The sequence below is a fragment of the Burkholderia sp. lig30 genome, from assembly GCF_000687455.2.
Taxonomy (GTDB): domain Bacteria; phylum Pseudomonadota; class Gammaproteobacteria; order Burkholderiales; family Burkholderiaceae; genus Burkholderia.
In genome coordinates this window covers 1-19,387 of sequence record NZ_JGVW01000131.1, presented here as the reverse complement: position 1 = coordinate 19,387, position 19,387 = coordinate 1, and the positions used below count along the sequence as shown (strand labels likewise).

Here is a 19,387-nt window from a genome sequence, read left to right as displayed (position 1 = left end):
CCGTGGCCGCGCCGGTACGCCAACCGGCCCAGTTGCCTGATGTGAAGATCGCTGCTGTGAGCGAGCCGCAGCGCGTTCCTCGCGGTTACCGCATGATCTGCCGGTATTGCCGGCCGAACGCCTGCTGGCCTGCCGCCATCCTGTCGAAATCGACGCTCCTGGCGCGCGCGTAATCGCTCGCCGGCAGGAATTTCGCGGCGAGGTCGGCGCTCATCGCCTGCTCGCGCACCGGGCGCAGATAGGCATTCGCCCACAGCTTCTGGCCTGCGTCGGACAGCACGAAATCAAGCACCTTCCTGCCGTTCGCGGCGTGCGGCGCGCCTTTCACGAGGCTCATCACATAGGGCACCGAGATCGTGCCTTCCTCCGGAATCACGAATTCGACGTTCGCGTCGTCGTTGTATTTCGCGCGATAGGCGTCGAAGTCGTAGTCGAGCAGGATCGGAATCTCGCCCGACAGCACGCGCGTGTAAGCGGTCTGCTTCGGCACGATCGGTGCGTTGTCCTTCAGCTTGCGGAACCAGCCGAGCGCCGGCTTGAAGTCGTCGAGGCTGCCGCCCAGTGCCAGGTTGACGGCGACCGCGCCCGCATAGCCGACGAACGCGCTCGACGGATCGAGATAGCCGACCATGCCGTGATACATCGGTTTCAGGAGATCCGACCACGAGCGCGGCACCGGCTTGCCGCCGAGCGCATCCTTGTTGATGAAGAAGCCGAGCGTGCCCGAATGGATCGCGAACCAGTAGCCTTGCGGATCCTTCAGGTTCGCCGGGATGTCGTTCCAGTGCGCGGGCCGGTACGGCGCGATCACGCCGTTGGACTTCGCCTGGAACGCCGACGATACGCCGAGATAGACGACGTCCGCGACCGGATTTTTCCGCTCGGCGACCAGCTGCGCGATCGCCTGGCCCGAGTTCTTGTTGTCGAACGGCACGCGAATGCCGGTCTTTTGCTTGATTGCCGCGATCTGCGATGCCCAGTCGGCCCACTCGGGCGGGCAGTTGTAGCAGATCGCGGTTTCTTCCGCAGGCGCGACGGACGCGCCGAGGAGCAGCGCGGCGCAGGCGAGCGACGTGGCGAGCGACGTGGCGAGCACGCGCAACGGGGACGGCAGGCGACGGGTCACGATGAAGTCTCCGGCAGGGTCGAGCGGAACGGCGTCGGTCGGGCGGTTCGGGTTTCGGGCGGGCGTCGTTGCCTGCGCGGGCGGCGCGGCCATCGCGCCGCCGCGTATAGTGTGCGCCAGGATCGGCGCAGCGACATCGGGCGGTGCGCTACCGATACGTTCGACAGGGCGTTGCCGCGTGCGGCGGGGTCAAATCGCGATGCCGGGCACGAGCAGTGGTAGAATCGCGTCCGCCCTTGCCGGGGTGATGAAATTGGTAAACATAGCGGACTTAAACGATTGAGTGCCCGGCCGGAAACGGCCGGTGCAGAACCCTTCAAATTCGGTGAAACCCCTGATGCGCGCATCGAGGCAACGCCGAGCCAAGCCTCGCGGGCGCAGTGCGGCCTATGCGAGGAAGGTGTAGAGACTAGACGGGGGGCGCCTAAGGCGCGCGGGCAGCAGGATCGGCTTGCGGGCGATGGCGAAGGCATAGTCCAGCGCACGAACGGCACCGCGTGGCGGAGCCGGCTTCGAAAGAAGCAGTGTGACGAAAATCCGCCGCCTTAACTGGCTTGCCGGTTCGAGTCCGGTCCCCGGCACCAACTACGCCTCAGTTGGCTTCAATGTTTCACAAGAAAGCCCCGCCAGACATAGATCTGCGGGGTTTTTTCGTTTCAGGCTACTGCAACCGTTCACCCGTGACAGTACTCCCGATCGGGGGGATTACCCGGCCTCCTTGAGCGTGTAGAAGTTCATGTGATTCTCAAAGGTCGTCGTCCGTGCCGGCCACCGTGTGTCCGTCCGCCGTGGGCGAATGAACTGCCTGCCGCTTGCGCTGCATGTGGTACGCCGTCAGAAGCCCATGAGCAACCATATCGAGCGCCGGTTTCACGAGGCCATTCTTGTCCGTCCAAACCTTCGGCGTGAGTGCGCCTGAGAGCGATACGCTATCTGCGTCACCGAGAGCGAGCAATGCGGTCTGCACCTCCTCGTCGAACGCGATTACGTTCACGAACAGCGTTTCGCCGTCGCCAGCAGTCGCACGCACTTTGCATGTTACGAACCGCTTTCCATTCTGTCCTGTCCGGATCTGGGCTTCGCCGTAGAGCCGGCCGCTTACCAGGCCATCGATCATCATTTACCCCTCTGGTCGTGTGTTGCGTCGAACGGCGCTATGCCGTATCCGCATATGATCCCATGCCGCCAGGATACGGAGCTCCGTCCCGTCGAGCGCGCGATGGATGTCTGGCAGCCGCGGGAGCAGCCATCGAATCGCGAACGTGGACGGTAACCGGAGGGTGAGAACCGGCGACGCGCCGGCGTGAGCGTTTGTGTGCTGAACCAGTTCGGTGAGGACGTTGATCGCCACGGCGAGCAGGGCGTGACCCTCTGTCGTCAGCGTCAGGCCTGACACGTGACGCACGAAGAGTGCGCATCCATAGTGCGCTTCCAGTTGCTGAATCTGACGGCTCACTGCGCCTTGCGTCCGGCAGAGATGATCCGCGGCCTTGCTTAAACTGCCGAGCGTCGCTGCCGCGACGAACGACTGGAGCGCTGCCAGCGGGGGCTGCGGGCGCGTGAGGTCGGCAAGAGGATATGCATGCAGTGCATACCCGGCTGGAGGATTTTTCGATTGTTTGGCCATCGGTGCATCGCTATCGTACCGGTACCGGATGCCTGTTCGTTCGGACAGGCCGAGTCGTCAACGAATGATCGGAGGAGAAGGGTGGTCTCATCGTCGGAAGCACTATACACGCGGCAGATTCGCACCTACCTCCAGGCGCTTGAGCGCGGCGATGTTGCCGCGATCTGCGCGTTGTTCGCGCCGGAGGCGCAGATCTTTTCGCCGTTTCTCGGCTGGATGGAACCCGCACCGTTTTTTGCGAAAGTCGATGCCGCGTCGGGCGAGAGCAAGATAACGCCGATCGACATCTGCGTCAGCACCACGGGGGCTCGACGCGCGACGGGTTACTTCATCTACGATTGGGGGCTGACGGATGGTTCCAGCGTGCGGTTCGAATGTGTCGATGTGTTCGAGTTCGATGACAACGGACGCATCGAACGCATGATCATCGTCTACGACACTTACCCGATCCGCAGTACAGTCGGCGACAAATACGTGTAGCGGGAGGGTACGGACGTGTCCGTACCGGGATCAACCTGCATGTGCGGGCGTGCTGCAAACGTGCGCCTTGAGAATGTCAGTGCATGATTTAATGCAATTGTAGATTCCGGTCCCCGCACCACGAAATTCCGTTGTTTCTCCCAGCCTTTCCGTCGCGAAATCGATCCGGATCCGGAAGCCGCGTTCTGATGAACTCGGAAAGTGTCGTCGCGGCGTAGCTAAACCAAGCCGGTTTGACTGTCCCGTTGCACCAAGAGTTGTCGGCCGGCCTTCTTGGCCGGGGATGCGATGGTTGTCTGCGCTCTTGACGGTCGATTCACCTGTACAGGTGGTCCGCGGATCGCGCGAAATGGCATGCCGCCGCGCGCTGCAGTCGCACCCTGTTTGTTAGTGCTAGGATCCAAAGACGACCACGCTGGAGACAAACATGGCCCGCGCCGAGAACACGCACAACGGCTTTGAATATTCAGTTCAAACGCTTCCGAAACAAGGCGTCGGAGGCGCGGATATGCAGATATTCGGGTTCCAAGGCTTCGTGCTTATCCCGAACGACACGGATGCTCAGCCTGCCATGCAGATTCCAGTTCAGTGCCTTGCGGAAGAGGGCTATCGTCGCGAAGACTGGGCGCTGGATGCTGCCATTGACGAAGCAAAAGCCATCATCGACGGCAAGCGTCGGCTGAAAGGCCCGACGGCGCTTCGATGAGGGGGCTGGCTGATGCCGGCCGGTTACGGAAGTTGAGGGCAGAGACGTCGGGGGAATTCGCGTGTGGAACGCCGCGCACTGCCGGTAAAGCATGGATACCGCATATCGCCAGGCATGGAGACACTGGAACCGGGCGCATTCATGGCCCAAAGACAGCGACCTCTGCCCTCGAAACCTTGACCAACTCATCAACGGCAACCTTGACCTTTGGCTGAAGATGGCGTGTCTTCTGCCAGATCACGTGAATCGGCATGGTCGTCGACAGTTCGGGCAGCACCTCGCGCAGCGCGCCCGTACGCAAGCCGTCTTTCGCGAGCCAACCCGGGAGCTGTGCAAGCCCGCAGCCCGACGTGCAGGCGCACAGCAGCGCGTCGCCATCGGTCAACTCGTGCCGGACGCGCACGTCGAAATACGACGCGCCACCGTCGGCGTTCGCGAGCAGCCAGCCCGAACGCACGCTTCGTCGCCAGCCGATGAGGCAATCGTGCGCGAGCAGATCCTCGCGGCTCGCAGGAACGCCCCTGCGCTCGAGATACTCCGGCGCGGCGCAGACCACGAGCCGCTGCTCGCCGAGCTTGCGTGCGACCAGATCGGGATACGCGTCCAGCGGCCCGATGCGAACAGCCAAATCAACGCCCTCGCTGACGAGATCCACTGCGCGATCCTGCAACGTGATCGCGAGATCGAGGCGCGGAAAACGCTGCGTCAGCTTCAGTAGCGCGGAGACGATGTGGCGGCGGCCGAAGGTCGTCGGGAGATCGACGCGCAATCGGCCGATGGGTTGTTCGTGCCCGGTCGAGAGAAAGGATTCGGTTTGATCGAGTTCTTCGAGAATCCGTCGGCACGTCTGCAGAAACGTTTCGCCCGCGGTCGTGCGATCGATGCGGCGCGTCGTCCGATGCAGCAGTTGCACGCCGAGCCGGGCCTCCAGCCGCGAAATGCTTTTTCCGACCGCGGACCCGGTGATGCCGAGCGTCTCCGCGGCCGCCGTAAAGCTGCCGTGATCGACGGTGGCCACGAATTCGCGAATTCCGGCGAAACGGTCATCCATCGTTGATTCTGGAATCTTGGGATCGAATGTTTGGAATTTTAACGCCTAACTCAACCAAAATGCCGAAATTACACTGTTCATCGTGATGGCATCCGCTATCCGGCGAACGTGAGGTTTCAAATGAAAGCATGGCTTCTCAAGGATTTTGGTCTGCACAACCTGCAACCGGGCGACGTGATGACGCCGGTGCCGCAGCCGGGCGAGCTTCTGGTGAAGGTCGGCGCGGTGTCGCTGAACTTTCGCGACAAGGCGATCGTCGACGGCATCTATGAGCCGCATCTCGTGCCGAAGCCGCTGATTCCCGTCTCGGATGCGGCGGGCACAGTGATGGCCATCGGCGCCGGCGTCACGCGTTTCAAGGTCGGCGACCGCGTGAATTCGACGCTCTACTCGCGGTGGATCGATGGCGCACCCGGCCCCAACGAACCGGACTACTGCCTCGGCATGCCGCTTCCGGGCGGCCTTGCGGAATACATGACCATCCACGAGGAGAGTGCGGTTCCGGCACCCGTATCGATGAGCGACGAAGAAGCATCGACGCTGCCAATCGCCGCGCTGACTGCATGGTATTCATTGATGGACGTCGGCCATCTCGAGCCGGGGCAGACGGTCCTCGTGCAGGGGACCGGCGGCGTGTCGATTTTCGCGGCGCAAATTGCCGTCGCGCACGGCGCGCGCGTGATCGTCACGTCGAGCAAGGATCAGAACCTCGCCAAGGTGAAGACGCTGGTCGCAAGCGATAAGCTGGAGGGCGTCAACTACAAGACACACGCGGATTGGGCGCGCAAGGTACTCGAGCTGACGGATGGCAAGGGTACGGATATCACGATCGATGTCGCGGGCGGAAACGGTATCAATCAGTCCGTTGCCGCAACGAAGGTGCAAGGCGTTATCGCGCAGGTCGGTTTTCTTGCCGGGCAGACAACCGCGCTGAACCTCATGCCCGTGATCTTTCGGCAGACGACGATCCGCGGCATCGCGGTCGCGCCGCGCAGTTCGTTCGAGCGCATGAACGTGTTCCTTGATGCGCACGAGATCAAGCCGGTCATCGACCGCGTTTATCGTTTCGATGAGGCCGTGCAAGCATTCGAACATCTGGCGCGCGGCCCGTTCGGCAAAATCGTGATCAAGGTCGCCGACGCATAACCGATTTTTCCGTCGCGAACTCGACCCGAACCCGGTTGCCGGGTTCCGTCGAGCCTGGAGAGGGCAGTTGCTGCAGGCTGCAGGCAACTTATGCCATTGCCCGACGCAGCCCCGGGGCGCAGCCACTTCGCGCCGTGGCCCCGGGTTGCATCGACGGGCAAGCCGAACCGCCTCAATACATTTTCTTCGGCAGCTTCGACCGTCGAATGCGCTGACGTTGCCGCGCAACGGCAGCAGCTTTCTTGCGCTTGCGTTCGGCAGTCGGCTTCTCATAGGACATCCGTGCCCGCAGTTCCTTCAGCAAGCCGGTGTTCTCGATGGCTCGACGGAAGCGTCGCAGCGCGACGTCAAGCGGTTCATTTTCCTTCGGCGTAATGGTGGTCAAATCAATCCTTGAGTTTGCCTCGAGCGACGTGGCCGGCTCACATGCGAGCACGTATGGGGCGATTGTTGTCGCTGTCGGTGAGTGAGCTAAAGTCCGCCCCGTTGCAGATGCGCTGTTGTCGCGTCGACACGACAATTTTCTCCACAACGGGATGCCTGACTATACACGCTATTTGCGGGGGGATGGCTGACGGATCGCCGGCATAGGAACCTTCGCTGGTCAAATGCGCGTATTGGGCGCATACTGTGCACTTGTCGGAAGGCGGCAACAGAACCACGGTCGGATTTGGTACGCGCCTCTGCAACATCTTCCATCATCGGCGACGACGCAGGCAATGCGTTCACCCATTCGCCGCCGCGAATCCGGCAGTCTTTTCATGCGCCCTGATGCCCAAGCGGCACCAGAGCGTTGCTATTCATCCAATCCACCATGTCGCATTACCGCGATGTGGTCCCCTTTCGGGTCGGGCTGACGCCTTTTTTCATGCGCCAGCGTGACCCAGGCATTACGCCCGGTCGCGCCGTGCAGCACATGCACCGGCCCACGTCGCTTGCCCCGTCGTTTGCGGTTCGCAGGAACCGGCACGGCAATTTGCGCGTACGGAGCGCGCGCAGCGCACAGGGTCGACGGTCGATCGAGGGGCAACCTTGCCGACGTGCTGGCGTCATTGCTTCGATGCCGCCCGCGCAGATGTCCGATCAGCGCCCGTGACTGCCTCGCGGGGGTTGTCGGTGCCACCATCCCACCCATTGAACAGGAGCTATGCATGGCGAAAGAAGAGTTGATTGAACTGGACGGCATCGTTGACGAAGTCCTTCCGGATAGCCGTTACCGCGTCACGCTTGACAATGGCGTCGTCGTTGGTGCCTATGCGTCCGGACGCATGCGCAAGAACCACATTCGCATTCTCGCGGGCGATCGCGTCACCCTCGAGCTGTCCGTCTACGACCTGACGAAAGGGCGGATCAATTTTCGTCATAAGGACGAGCGGAGCACCGGCGCGGCACGCAGCACGCCATTTCGCCGTCGTTGAGGCAAGCTGGGCGGGCGCGCCCGGCGATCGCCCCCGACGTGCCGCCAGCGGCACTCGATCTGCCGCAATTTCGTTCTTTCGGCATGCGGCTTCCCGCTGTCGGGCACGCTCCGTGAAAGTACCCGGGCGGCTTGCTGATGGACCTGGTCATCGGCGCGCCGGGCAGTCTCGCGCCGTTCTTTAACGATGTCGGTCTGATCGAAGTGCGTGGCTATCGGTTTGTCCGCAGTGCCGTGCAATACGCGGCAAAACGGACGGTCCCCGTGTTTTCCCTTCAACGACAGGCCCGATCTCGCACGGCGTAACGGTACAGGTTGTCGAACCCACCCGAAAATCTGGATTGCATGCGACGATTCCCCTGTGATACAAGATAGCCGCACGTCTGGCACAGGCCAGTCGTTCATTCATAACTCGTCTTTTGGGAACATTCAGAAAATGGCAACAGGTACCGTCAAGTGGTTTAACGATGCAAAGGGTTTCGGGTTCATCACGCCGGATGACGGCGGCGAAGACCTGTTTGCGCACTTCTCCGAAGTTCAGGGCAGCGGCTTCAAGTCGCTTCAGGAAGGCCAGAAGGTCAGCTTTGAAATCAAGCAGGGCCCGAAGGGCAAGCAGGCTGCGAGCATCAAGCCGCTGTAAGATTCGCGCCGCGAACGCACTCGGCCACGACAGCGAGCGGGCCGAGTCGTAATCGCCGAGGATCGGGAGAATGGCGCCGAAGCGGCGCCATTCTCCGTTCTGCTCAATGCTCGAGAAAGGGCTTCAGCTTGTCCGAGCAATTGGGATGCATCAGTTTGCGCATCGCCTTGCCTTCAATCTGGCGGATCCGCTCGCGGGTCACGTCGAATTGCTTGCCCACCTCTTCAAGCGTGTGCTCGGAGGTCGTATCGAGGCCGTATCGCATCCGCAAGACCTTGGCCTCGCGCGGCGACAGCGCGTCGAGTGCCTCATCGATCGCTGCGCGCATGTTCGCGTGGATCGCTGCATCGGCCGGTGAACTCGCGGCGGCGTCCTCGATCATGTCGCCGAGCGTCGCGTCCGCATCGTCGCCCACCGGGGTCTCGAGCGAAACAGGTTGCCGCGCAATCTTGAGGATGCTGCGCACCTTTTCCTCGGACATCTCCATGCGCTCCGCGAGCACGGCCGGATGCGCTTCCTTGCCGGTCTGTTGCAGGATTTCACGCGAAATCCGGTTCAGCTTGTTGATCGCCTCGATCATGTGCACCGGCACACGAATGGTCCGCGCCTGATCGGCAAGCGCTCGCGAAACCGCCTGGCGGACCCACCATGTCGCGTACGTCGAGAATTTCCAGCCGCGCCGGTATTCGAATTTGTCCACTGCCTTCATCAGGCCGATATTGCCTTCCTGGATCAGGTCGAGGAACTGCATGCCGCGGTTCACGTATTTCTTGGCGATTGAAATGACGAGCCGAAGATTCGCCTCGATCATCTCCCGCTTGGCCTGCCGCATTTTCGATTCCGCAGCGCTCATCTGACGGTTGATCTGCTTGAGCTGCTGGAGCGGCAGCGCGACCCTGGCCTCGATGTCGATGAGCTTCTGCTGCCCGGCCTGAATGGCCGGCAGATGCCGCTCGAGCGCCGCGCCGAACTGCTGCGAGGTCGCCGCCATGCGGCTCGTCCATTCAAGGTCGGTCTCGTGTCCCGGGAACGACTCGACAAACGTCTCGCGCGGCATGCCGCACCGATCGACGGCGATCTGCAGGATGCTGCGCTCGATCGAGCGAACCTCGGTCACCTGTTCGCGCACGATCGCGCACAGGCGGTCGATGGTTTTGGCCGTGAAACGGAGCGGCGCCAGCTCGCGCTGGATCTCCGCGCGAACCTGCACGACGGCGGCAGAACGAGACTGTCCGGTCACCGGCCCATCCGGCAGCCGCTCGAACAATGCCCGCACGCGCGCGAAAACCGCGAGGCTGTCGTTCGTGAGCTGCTCGAGACGGGCTGCATTCGCTTCCTCCAGATCCCCGGCGTCGGTTTCAACGTCGTCCTCGTCCGAGGCGGCGGCCGGTGCTTCCGCATCTTCTTCGTCGGACGCCGGCGACATGTCGCTTTCGTTCGCGTCGTCGCTGATGCCATCGACGAGTTCGTCGATGCGGAGCTCGCCGGCCACGATACGGTCCACGTCCGCAAGAATCGTCGACACGATCGACGGACACGCGGCGATCGCCTGAATCATGTCCTGCAGACCGTCTTCGATGCGCTTCGCGACCTCGATTTCGCCGGCGCGGGTCAGCAGCTCGCTGGCGCCCATTTCACGCATGTACATCCGGACTGGATCCGTCGTGCGGCCGAATTCCGAATCGACGGTCGACAGCGCAGCTTCCGCTTCCTCGTCCGCCTGATCGTCGGAGGCCACGGCCTGCGAAGCGTCGTTCAGCAGGAGGGTATCGGCGTCCGGCGCCTGCTCGTACACGGCGACACCCATGTCGCCGAACGTGCTGACGATGGTCTCCATCGCCGCCGTTTGCGTAAAGTTGTCGGGCAGGTGATCGTTGATGTCCGCGTGGGTGAGATAGCCGCGCTCGCGACCGAGCGCGATCAACGCGCGCATCTGGCGTTGACGCTCCTCGTCCTGGTGTGCAGGCGATGCGGTATCCGGCGGTGTAAGGGTCTGAGCCTTTTCCTTCGGCGCGCGGCGGCCGGTTTTTGACGCGATTGTGATTGCGCGGGATGCGGAATCGTTCCGATCAGGAATTGCCAATACATGCTCCTCGACAGGTGGGGCGACGATCGTCGCAGGCATGACAGCAGGTCGATCTGCCAGCAGGGGAGGGCGAACGGAATCGTGGAATGGCGCATGGACAGTCGAGGCCGGGAGGCCTCGCGCGGCATTGTGCGCAGCTTGTGGGATTCTGAATGATACCGGGTCGCGTTGTGCAATGCAATACGCAGCGCGCACGGCTTGTCAAGGGGGCTTCCGGTTCCCGGCACCCCGGCATTCCTTCCGACCTTTCCGTTTTGGCGCTCAAATGCGCCTGTGCGCGATAAGGACGGCTCCCGCGACGAGGAGCCCGGCGCCGAGCAAGGAATGCGCGTTCATTCGCGATCCGTCGAGCGCGCCGGCCTTCCATGCATCGACGAGCATGCCGGCGATGAGCTGGCTGGCCACCAGGACGGCAATGGTTGCCGCTGCTCCGACCCTTTGATAGCCAACGATCCCGGCAAAGACGAAGAATGATCCGAGCAGACCGGGCAGGATGGCCCACGGGCGAACGGCATTGACGGCTTCCGTCACGCCGTTGATGCCGTTGCGCAGCAGGAGCGCGGCCAGGAGCAGCGTCAGGCCCATGCCGGAGTTGATCACCAGCGTGACCAGCACGGTCGACACGGACGCCGTGATGCGTACCATCAAGAGGTTCTGCATGACGACTGCGATACCGGCTGCCGCCAGAATGGCGATGGTGAGATAGGCGTTCATCGGGTGATTCCTGTCAGATCAGTGCGCCGTGGTGCCGCAGGTGCGATGCGCCGCACGTGGCGTCGCGGAATCAGGGTTCGCCGCGCTAGCCGTCGATCGGATGGGCGGGGGTGTCGAGCAGCAATTGATAGAACGCCAGGTCCAGCCAGCGACCGAATTTGAAGCCGACCTCGGGCAGCGTGCCCACGTGCTTGAAACCAAGCCGCTCATGCAACGCGATGCTTCCGGCGTTTGTCGCGTCGATTCCGCCCATCATCGCGTGCAGGTCGTTCTGCCGGGCCGCCGCGATGAGCGCCTGCATCACCACGCGGCCAAGCCCTTGCCCCCGATGATCCTGGTGCACGTACACGGAGTGTTCCACCGTGTACTTGTAGGCCGGCCATGCCCGAAACGTGCCGTAGCTTCCAAAGGCCAGCAGCGTTCCTTCGCCGTCCTCGACTCCGATCACCGGAAAGCCGCCGGCCCGCTTGGCGTCGAACCAGGCAACCATGTTCTGCGACGTGCGAGGCTTGTAGTCGTAGAGCGCGGTCGAATTCAGGATTGCCTCGTTGAAGATCTCCAGGATCGCATCGGCATGGCGTTCGAAGGTGCACTGCACGATGGTGTGGTCGCTCATCAGGTTCTCCTTGAAGTCGGTGGAAGGGTCGTCAGCGCCACGGCATAGCGCGCCGGCTCCAGACCCGGGTTACGAAAGACGATGCGCTGGTCGAGCACCATGGCAAGGCAGTCACCCGTCTGGAGCTGCCAGGTCTTTTCCCCCACGGTGACGTCCATTTCGCCTTCGAGCACCCAGATCTGCTGATGCGTCACCATGTTGCGCATCACGTTCTCGAACGCGACGCTTTCGCCAGGCGGGAAGATCACCTCGACCAGCTCGATCGGCGACGCGAATCCGCTTGGCGACACGTGTCGGCGCACGTAACCGGAGGCGGGGTCCTTCCAGACCTGTTGTTCGGACCGGCGCGCGAGCGGCTGTTCCGCCACGCTTCGGGGCTCCGTCGAAAACAACGCGGCCAATGTGACGCCCAGCGCGTCGGCCAGCTTGTTGAGCACGACAGCGGTCGGACTGGTCTCCTGACGCTCGATCAATGAAATCATCGAGCGGCTGACCCCGCTCGCGTCAGCCAGGTCGTCCAGCGTGAGGTCCCGAGCCTTGCGCAGGTCGCGGACGCGTTTGGCAATGAGAGCATCTACGTTCATGAATCCATTATATTGGAGTTTTATTCCATTGCAATGTCGCCCTGCTCCGACGATCACCGCTGGAGCAGGGCTTTTGCAGTGCGATGGCGGTGATGGGCGAGCGCGAAGATTGCGGCGGCGAAGCCCGATCCCGCGCCGACGCCGAGCGCACACCGCGGGCCGAACGCGTCGGCCACCCATCCGACGAAGGGTGCGCCGAGCGGCGTGCAATCCAGAAAGATGGCCGTGTAGAGGGCCATCACGCGCCCGCGCACAGAGGGCTCGGTCCGCAGCTGGACCAGGCTGTTGGTCGAGGGGGTGAAGGTCGGTGCAACGGCTCCCGGCGCCACCAGTGCAGCGCCGAACGACCAGACGTTCGGCATGACCGCAGCCAGCGTGCAGGCGGCGCCGAACGCTAGGCGCTTGAAGGCGGAAATGCCCAGGGACGAGGCGCCCGTGGCGTCGTTTCCCGCCTCCATCGACGATCGTCTTATTTCAAATCTGGAACATCGGGCCGGCCTCGATGACGTTCCCCGGTGTGTCGTGCCCGACGGTGACCCGCCGGACGGGCACGCCCGGCGCGGCAGGGCCGCACGCGATGGCCGTGCCGGGGGCGCGACGCGTCGTGCGGCGCATGTTGCAGTGCTGCGCCATTTTCCGTCGCACACGCCAGGCGCCGGTCCGGCTGTTTCAATCCGGAAACATCGTTGGCAGTCGAACGGGGGGCAACCAGGCGCCCATTGACGGCGATTCGCGCCGGGCGTCGGTTTTGCTCCGCTGGTATGTGTTGTGCTTTGGCTTAAGCGAAGTGAAAGAAAAAGCACAACGAATCGCCGCCTGCCGCCGCGTCGTCGATCACGATTCGCGCGCCGGGCGGGTGATCGGGGGAAGTCGAACGACGGCGCCGATCCGGCGGACCGGGATTGGGGCACATGACGCCAGCCGATGTCGTTCAATGCAGCGGAGGGTGAGCATCGCGGTAGAGATGGCATCAGGGCGGCAGGGCGCCCGGGGGACCCGCGACGGCAGCCATGGGCCATGCGAATGGCCATGCTGGTGAGCAACATGCTGCGTTCGTCACCGCTGAACTGCCGCCAGTCGAAGTTCGACCAATCGCTGGGGAAAGACAATGAGGGAAGTCGTGGTTGCGGCGCTGTGGCTCTGCCCGCTGACGTTGCTGCTTTATCGCTCGGGAATGGACGTTCAGCATATTCTCACGGAGATACCCGATTATTTGCGAAATCTGATCTACCTGTTCTTCAATTGAAGAAGGCGAACCCGCATCGCATTTCCTGATCCGGATGAGCGGCCTGCCGCCGTGTGAAGAGGGTTCCGGCTGGCGAACCAGCACGTTTCGATTCCTCGGGAGCGGGCATGTGCACGAACTACCGCGCGCCGGGCGAAGACCCGGGCCAGAGCGAACTCAGGATCGATCTCGGCGAGCTGTGGCGGCGCACGCCGTGGGACCCGGAGGTGTATCCGGACCGTGCGGCGCCGATCGTGACGGCGGAACCGGCAGAACCGGCCGGCCGCCGCGGCGTCGTTGCGGTGTTCGGCTTCTGGCCGAAACGCGTGCAGGACGCGCGACGCGCACAGGCGCGGGACGCTGGCAGGCCTGTGCCCGCGCTGCTCGCCACGGTCAACGCGCGCGCGGAGACGGTCGGCGCGTCGCGCCTGTATGGTGCCGCGTGGCGCGACGGCCAGCGATGTCTCATTCCGGCACGGTGGATCTACGAGCCGAATTGGGAAACGGGCCGGCACGTCCGGTTTCGCATCGGTCTCGCGGGCTGGCGGCCGTTTTGCGTTGCGGGGATCTGGCGCGCATACGCGAACCGGGACGGCGATACGGTGATCGGCATGGCGATGCTGACCGTCAGCGCCGAAGGGCATCCGGTGATGTCGCGGATGCACCGGCCCGGCGACGAGAAGCGTACGGTCGTCGTCGTCCGACCCGACGAGTACGACGAATGGCTCGGCACACGCAACCCGGACATCGCGCGGTCGATCCTGCAGGTTCCCGATGCCGGCGATATGGACGCGGAGCCCGCCGTTGATTGACGGCCGGTCAGTTCGTGCCGGCGGCGCTTGCGCCTGTCGGGGCGGAGGCGGCCGGCGGCGCGGCGAGGTCGGAAGGGACCGGCGCGGAAGCCACGGACGTCTTTGCCGGCGCGGGCACGGCCAACGGAGCCGGTGCGGGCACCGGGGCGGGAGCGGTTGCCGCACGCGCGGCCGGCGCAGTGGCGTTCGGCCCGGATATCGACAGCGGCGTGGCGGACGATGTTGCCGCGCCCGGCGTAGCGGTGGTCGCGGAAGCCGGGATGGAGGCTGCCGGGTGTGCTGCCGGCGCAGCGGCGGGCGTTTCAGGCGTCGATGCTGGCGTGACGGTCGATGCCGCGACGCTCGGCGCGACTGCAGGTGCCGGAGCCAACGACGCCGCATGCACCGCTGCTGCGGTGGCCGGCGTCTGAGCAGCCGCTGCCGGCAACGCGGCGCTCCCCGCTGCCGCGCCATGCGTGGCGGGCGCCGGTGCCACCCCGGCCGCCACCGGCGGCGCAGGGGGCGTCGGCACGGCAGGCGTCATCAGCTTCATCGGTTCGCCTTGCGGCGTCGGCGCGGGCTCGGGCAGCGGCGCGACGCGCTCCTTTTCCGCCGCCTTGACGGTCGCGCGGTCGCGCCGCGCCGGATCGACCTTCAGGAAATGATCGACGAGATTGAAGAAGCGTTCGTAGAACACGCCGGCGGGGATCGTCTCGCTCGCGATCTTGATCATCGCGTCGTCGCTCGACCCGATCGGCAGCGACACCGAGCCGAACAGGCTCAGGCCGACGCTCGCCGACGTGCTGGTCTTCTTCAGTGCATAGCGGTCCTGCACCGCGCTGACATAGGCGATGCTCGACGTGCCGTCCCCATTGGCGTCCGCGCACACGACGTGGAATTCGATCACGACGTGGGTATCGTTGTCCGGCTGGAAGTTCTTGGTGCCGTCGATCGCATCGGGACGCGCAGAAGTCGTGATGTAGCCCTGGCTCAGCAGCGCGCGGCGCGCGCCTTCGCAGGTCGCGTCGGATTTCGAGTGGAACGTGTGAGCGTAGGGACTGCTCGCCGCGTCGAACTGCTCCTGCTGATAGAGCGGCTTCGGCGTCGACGAGCACGCCGACAGCACGGTCGCGATCGCGATCGCGCACGGAACGGAGAACTGGCGAAATCGGTTGTGCATGGCGTCTTTCAAAGGGCTCGACCCCGTGACAGCCGCGCCGGACAGCGCGCGGCATGCGGCGGCCGATCGGATGCCGCGCGGCGCGACAGGCGTCGGCCGCCGTCGCGGGGGCGCGGCAATCGCGCATGGCCGGGGCGCTATTATAGTTTCGTTTGATGGCGCGGGCGCCTGACGCGGCGTTACATGGATTTACGCGGCCTTACGCTGGCTTGCTCTGCCTTACCGGGCCTTGCACGGCGTCATGCGGGCGTGTCGCCGCCCGCATGACCGCGCGCCGCGGCCAGCAACTGCGACGTCAACGGATGATGCTCGCCGCGCCGCGAGCGGATTGCGTGAATCTCCTCGGTTACGTTGCCGGCGCGTCCGAGCCGCCGCAGTCCCCGCAGCAGCGTTGCGTCGTTCGCGCCGAGCTCGCTCAGCGGAAACACGCCGAGGCCGCGCGCCGCGAATACCGCCATCAGCGCGCTGTCCTCGAATTCGCCTGCGATGCGGGGCACGATGCGTTGCGCTTCCAGCCAGCGGTCGAGCCGCGCGCGCAGCGCGGAATGCGCGGTGGGCAGCAGCACCGGCAACTCGGCGAGGCAGTGCGGGAAATGCTGCCGCGCCGCCTGGCCGACCAGCGCGGCGGGGCCATACCAGTCGACCGGCGACGCGACGAGCCGCTCGCTCGTCACGCGCAGGTTCGCGTTGTGCGGCGCGCCCTGGCCGGCCAGCACGAGATCGAGCTGGTGCAGCGCAAGCTCCGCGAGCAGGGCCTCGTGCTCGCCTTCGTGGCACAGCAGGCGCAGCGACGCGGTGCCCAGCACCGGCGCGAGGATTGCGTGCGCGGCGAGCTTCGAGATGCCGTCTGACAGGCCGACCGCAAGCCGCACCGTCGGCTGGCTCGCTGCAGCGCGCACTTCGTCGGGAATCAGCCGGCCGATCTCGAAGATTTCCTCTGCGCGCGCGAATGCCGCCTGTCCCGCATCGGTCATCGCGACGCCGCGACCGGCCGGCTTGAGCAACTGGTGCCCGAGTGTCTTTTCCAGCTCGCGCACCTGCGCGCTGATCGTCTGCACGGCCATGCCGAGCCGCTCGGCGGCCCGCGCAAAGCCGCCTTCCTTCACGACGACCCAGAAATAGTAGAGATGGCGAAAGTTGAGCATGGCTTCGATGCTTCGAAAAAACCGAACAGACTGTCAGATTTTCGCTGATTTTTTCGAAGTCCGTGCCGGGCGATCATCGCGCTTTCGATTCCCGTTCCGGACCCCTGATGGACTACCTGCTTGCACTCGCCGCCGACCCCGCCGTCTGGGCGGCGCTCCTGACGCTCGTCGTGATGGAAGTCGTGCTCGGCATCGACAACCTGATCTTCATCTCGATCCTCAGCAACAAGCTGCCGGAAGCGCAGCGCGCCCGCGCGCAGCGGCTCGGCATCGGTCTCGCGCTGGTGATGCGGCTCGCGCTGCTCGGCACCGTCGCATGGGTCGCGCGCCTGACCGAGCCCGTGTTCACGCTGTTCGATCATGCGTTCTCGTGGCGCGACGCGATCCTGTTGTCCGGCGGCCTGTTCCTCGTCTGGAAGGCGACGCGCGAGATCCACCATCACGTGTCGCGCGACGACGACGAAGCGGCTGCGCCGGCCGGCGCAGGCGGCCTGACGATGTGGGCGGCGGTCGGCCAGATCCTGATGCTCGACCTGGTGTTCTCGATCGACAGCATCGTGACCGCGATCGGCATGACCCACCATGTTCCGATCATGTTCGTCGCGGTGATCGCCGCAGTGAGCGCGATGCTGTTCGCCGCGCAGCCGCTCGCGCGTTTCATCGACCGCAATCCGAGCGTCGTGATGCTGGCGTTGAGCTTCCTCATCGTGATCGGCATGACGCTGGTCGCCGAGGGTTTCGGCTCGCACGTGCCGAAGGGCTACATCTACGCGGCGATGGCGTTCTCGGCGTTCGTCGAAGGGATGAACATGCTGGCGCGGCGGGCGAAGAAGCGGCGCGCCCGTGCGGCCCGGAATGCCGCTGAACCATCCGGTGCGCCTGGCAGGAGAACGCCATGGCGGGATGGAATCACGCGCTTGCAACGCAGGACGGCATCGCTACAATGGCGCCGCCATGAGAATCGCCGCTTGCCTTTGCCTCGCGCTCGTCTGCGCGCCGACCGCCCACGCCTTGCCTATCCCTTCCGACAGCGCGTCGGTCGGCGCCTATTTTTCCGGCGACAACGCCGCGGTCGACGCGACGGTCGACCTGATCCGCCAGGCACGCCGGCGGGTGCTGCTTGCCGGGTATCGATCGCTGCCGCCCGCCGTGGCCGGCGCGCTGCGCGCGGCGAGCGCGCAAGGCGTCGAAGTGCGGGTGGTGCTGAACCGTGCGACCGGCGGCGGCAAATACAGCGGCGTCGGCGCGCTGGCGAGCGGCGGTGTCGACATCGCGATCGACACGCGCCATGCGGAGCCCGTGCCGCGCTTTGCGATCGTCGACGACAGCGTCGCGCTGACGGCGTTGCCGGAGCGCGCGCAATCGCGTGGCGAGACGGTCAACGTGTTCCAGCGTGCGCCCGAGCTGGCGCAAACCTACGCGCAGACGTTCTGGCGGCTGTATCGCCAGGCCGGCCGGCTCTGACGGCGTCTGGCCGGCGCATCGCCCACGCCGGCCGCCGAACCGTTTCGTCGGTGAATGGCCGGTGCATGCGCTGCGTGCGTCGCGCGTTGACGTACGTCAACCGGCCGCGTCCCGCGACGCCTAACCTGATCGCACGACACGCCCGCGCGGCGTCCGGCACTTTCCTGCCCGTCCGTATCCGCGGCGTGAGCGGCGGCGCATGCGCGCCGCCCGGGTCCACCGCAGAGGAGCCGAATCATGCACGTCGGAAGATTGAGCACCCACCCCGTCGAGACCTGCACTGTCGAATGCAGCGCGCTTGAACTGGCGGATCGCATGCGCCATGCTCATGTAGGCGATATCGTCGTGATCGAGTATCGCGGTGGCGACGCGGTGCCGATCGGCCTCGTCACCGATCGCGATCTCGTCATCGAAGTGCTGGCACGAGGCGAGAACCCGGAGCAGACCACGGCCGGGCAGATCATGTCGCGCGGCCTGATCGTCGTGTCCGAGACCGACGAGATCGGCGTCGCGCTCGAGGAAATGCGGCGCTCCGGCATTCGCCGGGTGCCGGTCGTCGACGACGCCGGGCGGCTGGCCGGCATCATCACCCTCGACGACGTCGTCGACTACCTGGCCTCGCTGCTCGGCAGCGTCGCGGAAGTGGGCAAGCTGCAGCAGATCGAGGAGCAGCGGTTTCGCGCGTGAGCGCGGCCGTGCGCTTTCCCGATGCCGCCGGTGATGCCAGCCGGCAAGGAGGGCGGATCGTCATGGATCGTTTCGTCGATCGCGCGGACGCGGGCCGCCGGCTCGCCGCCGCGCTGCGGGGATACGCGGGGCAGGCGGATCTTGTCGTGCTGGCGCTGCCGCGTGGCGGCGTGCCGGTCGCGTATCCGGTCGCGCGGGCGCTGCGCGCGCCGCTCGACGTGCTGGTGGTGCGCAAGCTCGGCGTGCCGTTCGAGCCTGAGCTGGCGATGGGCGCGATCGCCACCGGCGGCGCGACGTATCTGCAGCGCTCGGTAATTCAGGCGACGGGCGTGACGGACGCGCAGCTTGCCGAGGTGATCGAGCGCGAGACCGCCGAGCTGCATCGCCGCGAGTTGCTGTACCGGAGCGGGTGGCCGCCGGTGCCGGTCGCGGGTCGCACGGCAATCGTCATCGACGACGGCGTCGCGACCGGCGCGACGATGCGCGTCGCGCTGCAGGCGTTGCGCGAGCAGCATCCGGCGCGCGTGATCGCGGCGGCGCCGGTTGCGCCGTGCGGCGTGCAGCGCAAGTTCGACGACGTCGCCGACGCATTCGTCGCGATCCTGCACCCGTTGTCGTTCTTCGGTATCAGTCAGTTCTACGAGAATTTCGATCAGACGAGCGACGACGAGGTACGCACGCTGCTCGACGCCGCGCGCGGCG

The 19,387-nt window shown here is 64.9% G+C and carries 22 protein-coding genes and 2 pseudogenes; 12 read left to right on the top strand and 12 right to left on the bottom strand.

Annotation, left to right across the window (positions count from 1 at the left end; all coding sequences use genetic code 11):
- Nucleotides 1–85: 85 nt before the first annotated feature.
- The 3 genes and pseudogenes from LIG30_RS23510 to LIG30_RS23500 form a co-directional block, all read right to left on the bottom strand.
- The gene (locus LIG30_RS23510; protein WP_235510384.1) at nucleotides 86–1,126 is read right to left on the bottom strand and encodes an ABC transporter substrate-binding protein; all 1,041 of its coding nucleotides are present in this window, start codon (nucleotides 1,124–1,126) and stop codon (nucleotides 86–88) included.
- Nucleotides 1,127–1,871: 745 nt separating this feature from the next.
- Nucleotides 1,872–2,243: a single-stranded DNA-binding protein gene (locus LIG30_RS23505; protein WP_038716023.1), complete on the bottom strand. Its 372-nt coding sequence runs from the start codon at nucleotides 2,241–2,243 to the stop codon at nucleotides 1,872–1,874.
- A 57-nt stretch (nucleotides 2,244–2,300) separates the two neighbouring features.
- Nucleotides 2,301–2,753: pseudogene (locus LIG30_RS23500) on the bottom strand (LysR family transcriptional regulator); the annotation flags it as partial.
- An 81-nt stretch (nucleotides 2,754–2,834) separates the two neighbouring features.
- On the opposite strand from LIG30_RS23500, the gene LIG30_RS23495 reads away from it, so the two are divergent.
- Nucleotides 2,835–3,233: a nuclear transport factor 2 family protein gene (locus LIG30_RS23495; protein WP_038715997.1), complete on the top strand. Its 399-nt coding sequence runs from the start codon at nucleotides 2,835–2,837 to the stop codon at nucleotides 3,231–3,233.
- A 427-nt stretch (nucleotides 3,234–3,660) separates the two neighbouring features.
- Nucleotides 3,661–3,939: a hypothetical protein gene (locus tag LIG30_RS23490; protein ID WP_038715996.1), complete on the top strand. Its 279-nt coding sequence runs from the start codon at nucleotides 3,661–3,663 to the stop codon at nucleotides 3,937–3,939.
- Nucleotides 3,940–4,078: 139 nt separating this feature from the next.
- Here the strand turns inward: LIG30_RS23490 and LIG30_RS23485 are convergent, their stop codons facing one another.
- The gene (locus LIG30_RS23485; protein WP_038715995.1) at nucleotides 4,079–4,990 is read right to left on the bottom strand and encodes a LysR family transcriptional regulator; all 912 of its coding nucleotides are present in this window, start codon (nucleotides 4,988–4,990) and stop codon (nucleotides 4,079–4,081) included.
- A gap of 177 nt (nucleotides 4,991–5,167) precedes the next feature.
- Between LIG30_RS23485 and LIG30_RS23480 the strand changes: the two genes are divergently transcribed.
- Nucleotides 5,168–6,136 (top strand): zinc-dependent alcohol dehydrogenase family protein, encoded by a 969-nt coding sequence (locus LIG30_RS23480; protein WP_235510383.1) that lies wholly within the window; start codon nucleotides 5,168–5,170, stop codon nucleotides 6,134–6,136.
- Nucleotides 6,137–6,308: 172 nt separating this feature from the next.
- On the opposite strand, the gene rpsU is transcribed toward LIG30_RS23480, so the two are convergent.
- Nucleotides 6,309–6,521: a 30S ribosomal protein S21 gene (rpsU, locus tag LIG30_RS23475; RefSeq protein WP_038715991.1), complete on the bottom strand. Its 213-nt coding sequence runs from the start codon at nucleotides 6,519–6,521 to the stop codon at nucleotides 6,309–6,311.
- A gap of 766 nt (nucleotides 6,522–7,287) precedes the next feature.
- Between rpsU and infA the strand changes: the two genes are divergently transcribed.
- The 3 genes from infA (at nucleotide 7,288) to LIG30_RS23465 (ending at nucleotide 8,193) form a co-directional block, all read left to right on the top strand.
- The gene (infA, locus tag LIG30_RS23470; protein ID WP_038715990.1) at nucleotides 7,288–7,554 is read left to right on the top strand and encodes a translation initiation factor IF-1; all 267 of its coding nucleotides are present in this window, start codon (nucleotides 7,288–7,290) and stop codon (nucleotides 7,552–7,554) included.
- Nucleotides 7,555–7,691: 137 nt separating this feature from the next.
- Entirely contained in the window at nucleotides 7,692–7,859 is a 168-nt protein-coding gene (locus LIG30_RS26885; RefSeq protein ID WP_160326727.1) for a hypothetical protein, read from the top strand.
- Nucleotides 7,860–7,989: 130 nt separating this feature from the next.
- A complete protein-coding gene (locus LIG30_RS23465; RefSeq protein WP_038715989.1) occupies nucleotides 7,990–8,193 on the top strand; it encodes a cold-shock protein in 204 nt (67 codons plus the stop codon).
- A 103-nt stretch (nucleotides 8,194–8,296) separates the two neighbouring features.
- Here LIG30_RS23465 and rpoD read toward each other — a convergent pair whose 3' ends face one another.
- The 5 genes from rpoD to LIG30_RS27400 form a co-directional block, all read right to left on the bottom strand.
- Entirely contained in the window at nucleotides 8,297–10,276 is a 1,980-nt protein-coding gene (gene rpoD, locus LIG30_RS23460; protein WP_038715988.1) for an RNA polymerase sigma factor RpoD, read from the bottom strand.
- A 264-nt stretch (nucleotides 10,277–10,540) separates the two neighbouring features.
- Complete coding sequence (locus LIG30_RS23455; protein ID WP_038715986.1) at nucleotides 10,541–10,993, bottom strand: DMT family transporter; 453 nt, start codon at nucleotides 10,991–10,993, stop codon at nucleotides 10,541–10,543.
- A gap of 85 nt (nucleotides 10,994–11,078) precedes the next feature.
- Nucleotides 11,079–11,609, bottom strand: a complete 531-nt coding sequence (locus LIG30_RS23450) for a GNAT family N-acetyltransferase (protein ID WP_038715984.1) — start codon at nucleotides 11,607–11,609, stop codon at nucleotides 11,079–11,081.
- Nucleotides 11,609–12,193, bottom strand: coding sequence for a helix-turn-helix domain-containing protein (locus tag LIG30_RS23445; protein WP_038715983.1), 585 nt, complete (start codon nucleotides 12,191–12,193; stop codon nucleotides 11,609–11,611). Before LIG30_RS23445 ends, LIG30_RS23450 begins: the two co-directional genes overlap by 1 nt.
- Nucleotides 12,194–12,246: 53 nt before the next feature.
- The gene (locus tag LIG30_RS27400) at nucleotides 12,247–12,651 is read right to left on the bottom strand and encodes an MFS transporter (RefSeq protein ID WP_038715980.1); all 405 of its coding nucleotides are present in this window, start codon (nucleotides 12,649–12,651) and stop codon (nucleotides 12,247–12,249) included.
- Between the two features lie 571 nt (nucleotides 12,652–13,222).
- Here LIG30_RS27400 and LIG30_RS27395 point away from each other — a divergent pair.
- On the top strand, nucleotides 13,223–13,468 hold the full coding sequence (locus tag LIG30_RS27395) for a hypothetical protein (protein ID WP_235510382.1): 246 nt from the start codon (nucleotides 13,223–13,225) through the stop codon (nucleotides 13,466–13,468).
- Between the two features lie 78 nt (nucleotides 13,469–13,546).
- Nucleotides 13,547–14,230: an SOS response-associated peptidase family protein gene (locus LIG30_RS23435; protein ID WP_038715977.1), complete on the top strand. Its 684-nt coding sequence runs from the start codon at nucleotides 13,547–13,549 to the stop codon at nucleotides 14,228–14,230.
- Between the two features lie 7 nt (nucleotides 14,231–14,237).
- Here LIG30_RS23435 and LIG30_RS23430 read toward each other — a convergent pair whose 3' ends face one another.
- Together LIG30_RS23430 and LIG30_RS23425 are read right to left on the bottom strand one after the other, a co-directional pair.
- On the bottom strand, nucleotides 14,238–15,389 hold the full coding sequence (locus LIG30_RS23430; RefSeq protein WP_038715975.1) for a DUF2242 domain-containing protein: 1,152 nt from the start codon (nucleotides 15,387–15,389) through the stop codon (nucleotides 14,238–14,240).
- Between the two features lie 239 nt (nucleotides 15,390–15,628).
- Nucleotides 15,629–16,534, bottom strand: coding sequence for a LysR family transcriptional regulator (locus LIG30_RS23425; RefSeq protein WP_038715973.1), 906 nt, complete (start codon nucleotides 16,532–16,534; stop codon nucleotides 15,629–15,631).
- Nucleotides 16,535–16,641: 107 nt separating this feature from the next.
- Between LIG30_RS23425 and LIG30_RS25750 the strand changes: the two are divergent.
- The 4 genes and pseudogenes from LIG30_RS25750 to LIG30_RS23405 all read left to right on the top strand — a co-directional run.
- Nucleotides 16,642–17,376 (top strand): annotated as a pseudogene (locus LIG30_RS25750) (TerC family protein); the annotation flags it as partial.
- 112 nt (nucleotides 17,377–17,488) lie between these two features.
- Complete coding sequence (locus LIG30_RS23415; protein ID WP_038715966.1) at nucleotides 17,489–17,998, top strand: phospholipase D-like domain-containing protein; 510 nt, start codon at nucleotides 17,489–17,491, stop codon at nucleotides 17,996–17,998.
- A 237-nt stretch (nucleotides 17,999–18,235) separates the two neighbouring features.
- The gene (locus tag LIG30_RS23410) at nucleotides 18,236–18,685 is read left to right on the top strand and encodes a CBS domain-containing protein (RefSeq protein WP_038715965.1); all 450 of its coding nucleotides are present in this window, start codon (nucleotides 18,236–18,238) and stop codon (nucleotides 18,683–18,685) included.
- 62 nt (nucleotides 18,686–18,747) lie between these two features.
- On the top strand, nucleotides 18,748–19,387 hold a 640-nt coding region (locus tag LIG30_RS23405; protein WP_038715963.1), incomplete at its 3' end, for a phosphoribosyltransferase.

Bases quoted from the DNA above. Each gene is read 5' to 3' on its own strand.
- LIG30_RS23505 (WP_038716023.1), bottom strand. From the start codon at position 2,243: ATGATCGATGGCCTGGTAAGCGGCCGGCTCTACGGCGAAGCCCAGATC.
- LIG30_RS23490 (WP_038715996.1), top strand. From the start codon at position 3,661: ATGGCCCGCGCCGAGAACACGCACAACGGCTTTGAATATTCAGTTCAA.
- LIG30_RS23485 (WP_038715995.1), bottom strand. From the start codon at position 4,990: ATGGATGACCGTTTCGCCGGAATTCGCGAATTCGTGGCCACCGTCGAT.
- LIG30_RS23480 (WP_235510383.1), top strand. From the start codon at position 5,168: ATGACGCCGGTGCCGCAGCCGGGCGAGCTTCTGGTGAAGGTCGGCGCG.
- infA (WP_038715990.1), top strand. From the start codon at position 7,288: ATGGCGAAAGAAGAGTTGATTGAACTGGACGGCATCGTTGACGAAGTC.
- LIG30_RS26885 (WP_160326727.1), top strand. From the start codon at position 7,692: ATGGACCTGGTCATCGGCGCGCCGGGCAGTCTCGCGCCGTTCTTTAAC.
- LIG30_RS23465 (WP_038715989.1), top strand. From the start codon at position 7,990: ATGGCAACAGGTACCGTCAAGTGGTTTAACGATGCAAAGGGTTTCGGG.
- LIG30_RS23455 (WP_038715986.1), bottom strand. From the start codon at position 10,993: ATGAACGCCTATCTCACCATCGCCATTCTGGCGGCAGCCGGTATCGCA.
- LIG30_RS23450 (WP_038715984.1), bottom strand. From the start codon at position 11,609: ATGAGCGACCACACCATCGTGCAGTGCACCTTCGAACGCCATGCCGAT.
- LIG30_RS23445 (WP_038715983.1), bottom strand. From the start codon at position 12,193: ATGAACGTAGATGCTCTCATTGCCAAACGCGTCCGCGACCTGCGCAAG.
- LIG30_RS27400 (WP_038715980.1), bottom strand. From the start codon at position 12,651: ATGGAGGCGGGAAACGACGCCACGGGCGCCTCGTCCCTGGGCATTTCC.
- LIG30_RS27395 (WP_235510382.1), top strand. From the start codon at position 13,223: ATGCTGGTGAGCAACATGCTGCGTTCGTCACCGCTGAACTGCCGCCAG.
- LIG30_RS23435 (WP_038715977.1), top strand. From the start codon at position 13,547: ATGTGCACGAACTACCGCGCGCCGGGCGAAGACCCGGGCCAGAGCGAA.
- LIG30_RS23430 (WP_038715975.1), bottom strand. From the start codon at position 15,389: ATGCACAACCGATTTCGCCAGTTCTCCGTTCCGTGCGCGATCGCGATC.
- LIG30_RS23425 (WP_038715973.1), bottom strand. From the start codon at position 16,534: ATGCTCAACTTTCGCCATCTCTACTATTTCTGGGTCGTCGTGAAGGAA.
- LIG30_RS23415 (WP_038715966.1), top strand. From the start codon at position 17,489: ATGAGAATCGCCGCTTGCCTTTGCCTCGCGCTCGTCTGCGCGCCGACC.
- LIG30_RS23410 (WP_038715965.1), top strand. From the start codon at position 18,236: ATGCACGTCGGAAGATTGAGCACCCACCCCGTCGAGACCTGCACTGTC.